Here is a 7,142-nt window from a genome sequence, read left to right as displayed (position 1 = left end):
GCCGCCGCCCCCGCCCCCGCCCCCGCCGCGCCGCCGCCGGGCGACGCGCCGGTGACGCGCATCAAGGGGCTGGGCCCGAAGGTCGCCGCACGGCTGGCCGAGCTGGGCATTTCGACCGTCGGGCAACTGGCCGCGCTGGACCAGCGCGCTGCCGAGGACCTCGACGCGCATCTTGGGCCGTTCACTGGCCGGATGGGGCGCGATCGCTGGCTGGAACAGGCGCAATTGCTGGCCGCCGGCGACATCAAGACGTTCGAGGAACGGTTCGGCAAACTGTGAGTCGCGGGCGGCGCGATCCGGCGCCCACCGCATTGTTTGTTCGCGGCGCGCCGATCCGCTAAGCGGCCCCCATGCCGCACCTCTATCTCGTCGATGGCTCGAGCTTCATCTTTCGCGCGTACCACGTGCTGCCGAAGCTCACGAACAAGCATGGTGAGCCGGCCGGTGCGGTTTATGGCTATACGACCATGTTGTGGAAGCTGGCCAACGACCTGCACAAGGCCGATGGTCCGACTCACCTGGCGGTCATCCTCGACAAGTCCGAGACGACGTTCCGCAACGAATTGTACGACCAGTACAAGGCGCATCGCCCGCCCGCGCCGGAGGATCTGAAACCGCAGTTTCCGATGATCCGCGATGCAACGCGCGCCTTTTCGCTGCCGTGCATCGAGGAAGCGGGCTGGGAAGCCGACGACCTGATCGCATCGTACAGCAAGGCGGCGCTGGCGCAGGGCTGGCAAGTGACGATCGTCAGTTCCGACAAGGACCTGATGCAGCTCCTCACCGAGCCGGGCATCGACATGCTCGACACGATGAAGGACAAGCGCTTCGGCCCGCCCGAGGTGGTGGAGAAGTTCGGCGTCGGGCCGGACAAGCTCGGCGAAGTGCTGGCGCTGATGGGCGACAGCGTCGACAATGTGCCGGGCGTGCCGGGCGTGGGGCCCAAGACCGCGGCGAAGCTGATCCTGGAGCATGGCAGCGTCGAGGCGGTGCTGGCCGCCGCGCCCGAGATGAAGAAGGGCAAGCTGCGCGAGAATCTGATCGAGTTCGCCGATCAGGCGCGGCTGTCGCGCAAGCTGGTGGAGCTGGCGTGCGACGTGCCGCTGCCGCACCCGCTGGAGGAAATGGCGCTCGACGGGATCCCAGAGGCGCCGCTGCGCGCGTTCCTGGAGCATCACGGGTTCAAGTCGCTGCTGACGAAGCTGGCGGCGGAGCAGAATGACGGCGTCGATCCGACGCCGCCCGAGCCGGTCGGCGTGCCGCAGGAGGAAGACCCGCCCTGCGACCATGACAGTTACGAAACGGTGGTCGACGAAGATGCGCTCGATCGCTGGATCGCCGTGGCGCGGCATCAGGGCTGGGTTGCGATCGATACCGAGACGACCGCCAAGGATCCGATGCTGGCCGAGCTGGTCGGCGTGTCAATGGCGCTGGCGCCCAATCTCGCTTGCTATGTGCCGCTGGCGCATGTCGGCGAGGGCGGCGGGGGCGACATGTTCGCCGAGAAGCCCGTGCAGCTCGACCGCGACCTGGCGCTCGCCAAGCTGAAGCCGCTGCTGGAGGATCCGGCAGTGCTGAAGATCGGGCACAATCTGAAATACGATATGGTCGTGCTGGGGCGGCTGGGGATCGCGCTTGCGCCCTATGACGACACGATCGTGATGAGCTTCGACCTCGACGCCGGGCTGCACGGGCACGGGATGGACGAGCTGGCGGCGACGCACCTGTCGCACAGCTGCATCGCGTACAAGGACGTGACGGGCACGGGGAAGAAGGCGATCGGGTTCAACCAGGTCGATCTGGCCGCCGCGACGCGGTACGCGGCCGAGGATGCCGACGTGACTCTGCGGCTGTGGCGTCGATTCCGCCCGCGGCTGCCGATCGAGCGGGCGACGCGGGTGTACGAGATGGTCGACCGGCCGCTCGTTTCGGTCATCGCGCGGATGGAGCGGCACGGGATCAAGGTGGATCGCGAGCGGCTGGCGCAGCTTTCGACCGAGTTCGCGACGCAGATGGCGGAGCTGGAGGGCGTGATCCACGGCATCGCCGGCGCACCGTTCACGATCGGCAGCCCCAAACAGCTGGGCGACGTGCTGTTCGAGAAGATGGGCATCAAGGGCGGCCGCAAGGGCAAGAGCGGCGTCTATTCGACCGACGTCAACGAGCTGGAGCGGATCGCCGCCGATAAGGATTCACCGGGCAAGGAGATTGCCGCGCGGGTGCTCGACTGGCGCCAGCTGTCGAAGCTGAAATCGACCTACACCGATGCGCTTCAGGAGCAGATCAACCCGGCGACGGGCCGCGTCCACACCAGCTATTCGCTGACCGGCGCGCAGACCGGGCGGCTGTCATCCACCGACCCGAACCTGCAGAACATCCCGATCCGCACCGAGATCGGCCGGCAGATCCGCGACGCCTTCGTCGCCGAGCCAGGCAACGTCATTCTGGCGGCGGACTATTCGCAGATCGAGCTTCGGCTGGCGGCGCACATGGCGGACGTGCCGGCGCTGAAGGAAGCGTTCGCGCGGGGCGACGATATCCACTCGCTGACCGCGCAGGAGCTGTTCGGCGCGGTCGATCGCGACACCCGTGGGCGCGCCAAGACGATCAACTTCGCGATCCTCTACGGCATCAGCCGCTGGGGCCTTGCCGGGCGGCTGGACGTGACGGCGGACGAGGCCCAGGCGATGATCGACCGCTATTTCGAGCGGTTCCCGGGCATCAACCGCTACATCGCCGAGACGCTGCAAGCGGTGCGCGAGCAGGGGTTCACCGAGACTCTGTTCGGCCGCAAGACGCATTTCCCGCGGATCAAATCAAAGGTGCAGCACGAGCGGCAGGGCGCCGAGCGCGCGGCGATCAATGCGCCGATCCAGGGCACGAGCGCCGACATCATCAAGCGCGCGATGGCGCGGATGGAGCCGGCGCTGGCCGAGGCCGGGCTGACCGGCACGCGCATGCTGCTGCAGGTGCACGACGAACTGGTGTTCGAAGTCCCCCAAAGCGAAGTCGAGGCCGCGAAGCCGGTGATCGAGCGCGTGATGGCAACCGCAGCCGAGCCGTCGGTGAAGCTGGACGTGCCGCTGGCGGTGGAGATCGGCACCGGCGCAAGCTGGGGGGCGGCGCATTGACCGGCCCATTGACTGGCGGGCAGCGCGGGACCGGCGGGACGCCCCGGTGACCGAAACGTCGAAGGATATTGCGCAGCTCGCCAAGGGCGGGCGCACCAATGTCGCGGGGTTCATCCTGCGGCTGGCGGCGCGCATCCCGTTCCTGTTCATCGCCGGGCGGCTGTACGGACCGGAGCTCGTCGGGCGGTTCGCCATCGCGGTGGTGGTGGTGGAGCTGGCGGCGCTGCTGGCGACGCTGGGACTGAAGCGCGGGCTGGCGCAGGCGCTGAGCCGCACCGACCGGCCGCACGTCCATGTCGTCGCCGACGGGCTGGTGGTCGCGGCGCTGCTGTCGCTGCTGGCGAGCGCCGTGCTGTGGACCTTCCCCGAGGTCATGTACCCCAATACGCCCATCGTCGGCCTCGATCGATGGCTGCCGTTGATCGTGCTGGCGATCGCCTGGTCCGACGTGAGCCTGGCGGCGCTGGCCTATCGCCACAACGTGAAGGCCGCGGTGACGGCGCGCGCGGTGGTGGAGCCGTGGACGATCTCGATCGCGGCGTGGATATTCTCCTTCTTCACCACGCGCGATGGCCTGGTGCTGAGCTATGTCGCGTCGATGATCGCGGCGCTGATCGCATCGATCGTGCCGCTGGTGCGCAGTTACGGCCTGCCGCGTGGCTGGTCCCCGCATGTGCGCGGGCTGCTGGCGATGATCCGCGACAATGTGCCGCTGGCGGGCGCAGACGCGTTCGAATGGGGCACGCGCAACGTCGACCGGTTCATCCTGGGGGTGATGTTCGAGCCCAAGATCGTCGGCATCTATTATATGGCGCAGCAGGTCGCGAGCCTGCCGCAGAAGCTGAAGACATCGTTCGACCCGATCCTGGGCCCGGTGATCACGCAGAGCCTGGCGGTGAACGACCGGCTGGCGATCGCCAACCAGGTGCGGCAGGTCGCCTTCTGGATCATGGCGGCGCAGCTTGGCCTGGCGCTGATGGGATCGATCCCGGGCGAGGCGGTGATGGGGACGGTGGGGCCGCAATTCGTGGCTGGCACCGCGGCGCTCGCCTTCCTGCTGTTCGCCGAAGTGCTCGCGTCGACCGGGGCGGTGTGCGAGACGGCGCTGGTCTATACCGCGCGGCACCGCAACCTGCTGATCTCCGCCGTGATGCTGGCGTTCCAGGTGGCGCTCAGCTTTGGCATGATCATCGCCACGCGGCGGCTCGGCTGGTCGGAAGAGGCGCAGGCGGCGGCGCCGGCGGTGGCGCTGATGGTGAGCGTCGCGCTGACCTCCGTCATCAAGGCGCGGCTGCTGCGCCACATTTTGTCGGCGCCTGTGTCGCCGCTGCGCTGGCCGCTGGTCTGGGCGATGCTGGCGGCGCTGGTCATCGGCGGATTGGTGACGTCGCTGCCGCATGAATATGAATGGGCGGAGATCGTGTTCGGCATCCCGGCCATCGCCGGCGTCTACCTGTTCGTGCTGTGGCGCTGGGCGTTCACGCCGGCCGACCGGGCATTGTTCGGCAAGATGCCCAATGCCGAGGAGGCGACGCTGCCGAACGTCGGGTCGCCGGCGCGCTGAGCGGCGCGCGGATCATCCCAGGAGCCAAGAAGGAAGATTGTGGACATCACGACCGAACCCGGCATCGCGCTGACGCCGATCGACGACGGTGAGTGGCAGGGATGGCTGCGCTGGCCGGGGACCGACCCGTTCGAGGACCATGCCGGGCCGTTCTTCGCGCGCTATGATGCCGAGGGGCAGATCGAGTGCGGTTTTCGCCCCGACGCCAAGAACCGCAACGGCGGCGGCAACGTCCATGGCGGGTCGCTGCTGACCTTTGCCGATTTCTCGCTGTTCATGGTCGCGTCGGCAGTGCTGCCTGCCTTTCACGGCGTCACCGCGACGCTGAACGCCGAGTTCGTCGGCGCGGCGGTGCCCGGCCGGTTGCTGACCGCGCGGGGCGAGGTGGTGAAGGCCGGGCGCAGCCTGATCTTCGTGCGCGGCGTGATCGATGACGCGGGCGACGCGGTGATGAGCTATTCCGGGGTGATCAAGAAGATCGCGCGGCGGCCCGCGACGGCCTGACCGGTCGCGGGGTACGGTGCGCAGGCGTTATCGCTTGCGCACGAACTCGGCCCGCAACACCAGTCCCTTGATGCCTTCGTAGCGGCAGTCGATTTCCTGCGGGTCTCCGGTCAGGCGGATCGACTTGATGAGCGTGCCGCGCTTCAGCGTCTGGCCGGCGCCCTTGACCTCCAGATCCTTGATCAGCGTGACCTGATCGCCGTCCGCCAGCAGATTGCCGACCGCGTCGCGCACCTCCACCTGATCGGCCTCGGCGCGCTTGGCGGCAAGCTCGCTCGCCGGCAGCCATTCGCCGCTTTCCTCGTCATAGACATATTCGTCGTCAGCCATCTTGCTTCCCTGTTGTGCGCAGCGCGGTGGAGGCGGCTTTTATGCCGGAGCCGGGCCGATCGCCATGGGACATGATGCCCATGCCCGTCACAGCATCTTCACCGCGTTGACGATGAATTGCATCGCCAGCGCGACCTGCAGGACGCCGAACACGGCGCCCATGATTTCCAGCGGGCTGGAGCCCATCTTGCGCATCAGCCACTTGGACCGCAGCATCAGCAGCCAGTTGAGAAGGATGATGCCAAGGCCGATGGCGATGATCTCCAGTTGGGCGCCCGTATTCGGCACGGCGGCGGCGAAGATGATCGGGATCGTCACTGCGATCGGTGGGAAGAGGCCGGGAAAGACGAGCGTGGTCGGGCGCAGCTTCTGCGGATCGAGCAGCGTGGGGCTCTGTGCCGCCGGCACGAGCAGCGACTGGAGCGAGAGGGCCAGCAGCACGACGCCGGCGCTGCCGATCAGCACGGGGAGCGACACCTCCCACGACGCGAGCGTGCCGGTGCCGCCATAGACGGCAAGAACGAAGGCGAGTGCCGTGAGCAGCGCGGCGCGCGTCGCCAGCCGGCGGACGCCCGGCGCCTTGTCATCCGTCCCGACGGTCGCGAATATCGCCACGGCGCGGATCGGCCCCATGGTCATGAAGAGCAACCCGAAGAGCGTTGCCGCCGGGAATTCCATAGGAGCCTCGCTTCCGTCTCAGGCGGCCGCCCTCGCGGCGCGGTCCCCCGACGATGAGGCGGGGTGAAAGCTCACGGGCAGGAACCGCTGCGCGCAGGGATCATCCATTGAGTTCCTGGACGCCGCCGCCCGACACGGTGAGGACCTGCCCGCTGATCCAGGATGCGGCGGGCGAGCAGAGGAAGAGCGCCGCATAGGCGATGTCATCGGGGGTGCCGAGGCGTGGCAGCGGGGTGTGGCGCAGCATCGCCTTCTCGATCTCCGGCGTCAGGACGGAGGCGAGCGCATCGGTCTTGGTCGCGCCGGGCGCGATCGCGTTAACCCGGATGCCAGACGGCCCGAGGTCATAGGCGATGTTGCGCGTGAGGTGATTCACCGCCGCCTTGGACGCGGCGTAGGACGCCATATGGTCGTCGCGGTTCTCCCCCGCCATCGACGAGATGTTGAGGATCGCGCCGCTGCCATGCGCCGCCATGTGCGGGGCGGCGAGCTGCGCCAGCCGGAACGAGGAGAAGACGTTCAGCTCAAAGGCGCGGCGGAAATCCTCCATCGGCATGTCGAACGGCTTGGGACCACCGCCACCGGCATTGTTCACCAGGATCGTCAGCGCCTTGAATGTGTCGACCGTGGTGCCCACCGCGTCCTGCAGCTCCGCCTCCACGGTGACGTTGCAGGTGAAGGCGCCGGCCTTTCCGCCAGCGGCGCGAATCTCGTCGGCGACGGCCTCCGCCTTGTCACGCGCGAGGTCGGTGACCATCACCGCGGCGCCCGCGCCGGCGAACAAGCGCGCAATGGCGCGCCCGATGCCGTTGCCGGCGCCGGTGACCAGCGCGACCTGGCCCGTGAGGCGGAATTGGTCAGGGTCGAACAGCCGGTCGTCCACACGCATTCCTTTCCCGCGAATGCGACCAGGACCGGGCAGGCGGCGTGTCGCG

The 7,142-nt window shown here is 68.1% G+C and carries 6 protein-coding genes and 1 pseudogene; 4 read left to right on the top strand and 3 right to left on the bottom strand.

The annotated features are described in order from the left end of the window. The 4 genes and pseudogenes from XM50_RS20375 to XM50_RS03365 all read left to right on the top strand — a co-directional run. Window positions 1-279 (top strand): annotated as a pseudogene (locus XM50_RS20375) (hypothetical protein); the annotation flags it as partial. A gap of 71 nt (window positions 280-350) precedes the next feature. Beyond that, on the top strand, window positions 351-3,131 hold the full coding sequence (gene polA, locus XM50_RS03375; protein ID WP_046407379.1) for a DNA polymerase I: 2,781 nt from the start codon (window positions 351-353) through the stop codon (window positions 3,129-3,131). 46 nt (window positions 3,132-3,177) lie between these two features. After that, window positions 3,178-4,695: a lipopolysaccharide biosynthesis protein gene (locus XM50_RS03370; protein WP_046407377.1), complete on the top strand. Its 1,518-nt coding sequence runs from the start codon at window positions 3,178-3,180 to the stop codon at window positions 4,693-4,695. Window positions 4,696-4,734: 39 nt separating this feature from the next. Beyond that, window positions 4,735-5,199 (top strand): PaaI family thioesterase, encoded by a 465-nt coding sequence (locus XM50_RS03365; protein ID WP_046407376.1) that lies wholly within the window; start codon window positions 4,735-4,737, stop codon window positions 5,197-5,199. Between the two features lie 27 nt (window positions 5,200-5,226). On the opposite strand, the gene XM50_RS03360 is transcribed toward XM50_RS03365, so the two are convergent. From XM50_RS03360 to hdhA, 3 genes are all read right to left on the bottom strand, one after another. Next, the gene (locus tag XM50_RS03360) at window positions 5,227-5,529 is read right to left on the bottom strand and encodes an alkylphosphonate utilization protein (protein WP_046407374.1); all 303 of its coding nucleotides are present in this window, start codon (window positions 5,527-5,529) and stop codon (window positions 5,227-5,229) included. Between the two features lie 87 nt (window positions 5,530-5,616). Beyond that, window positions 5,617-6,207: a MarC family protein gene (locus tag XM50_RS19090; RefSeq protein ID WP_052742400.1), complete on the bottom strand. Its 591-nt coding sequence runs from the start codon at window positions 6,205-6,207 to the stop codon at window positions 5,617-5,619. A 100-nt stretch (window positions 6,208-6,307) separates the two neighbouring features. Further along, a complete protein-coding gene (gene hdhA / locus XM50_RS03350) occupies window positions 6,308-7,090 on the bottom strand; it encodes a 7-alpha-hydroxysteroid dehydrogenase (protein WP_231621838.1) in 783 nt (260 codons plus the stop codon). Window positions 7,091-7,142: the final 52 nt, after the last annotated feature.

The sequence above is a fragment of the Sphingomonas sp. Ag1 genome (assembly GCF_000980895.1).
Lineage (GTDB): Bacteria > Pseudomonadota > Alphaproteobacteria > Sphingomonadales > Sphingomonadaceae > Sphingomonas > Sphingomonas panaciterrae.
This window is presented reverse-complemented; position numbering and strand designations above follow the sequence as displayed.

What these genes read in the sequence shown, in the direction of transcription:
- polA (WP_046407379.1), top strand. Translation starts at nt 351, where the DNA reads ATGCCGCACCTCTATCTCGTCGATGGCTCGAGCTTCATCTTTCGCGCG.
- XM50_RS03360 (WP_046407374.1), bottom strand. Translation starts at nt 5,529, where the DNA reads ATGGCTGACGACGAATATGTCTATGACGAGGAAAGCGGCGAATGGCTG.
- XM50_RS19090 (WP_052742400.1), bottom strand. Translation starts at nt 6,207, where the DNA reads ATGGAATTCCCGGCGGCAACGCTCTTCGGGTTGCTCTTCATGACCATG.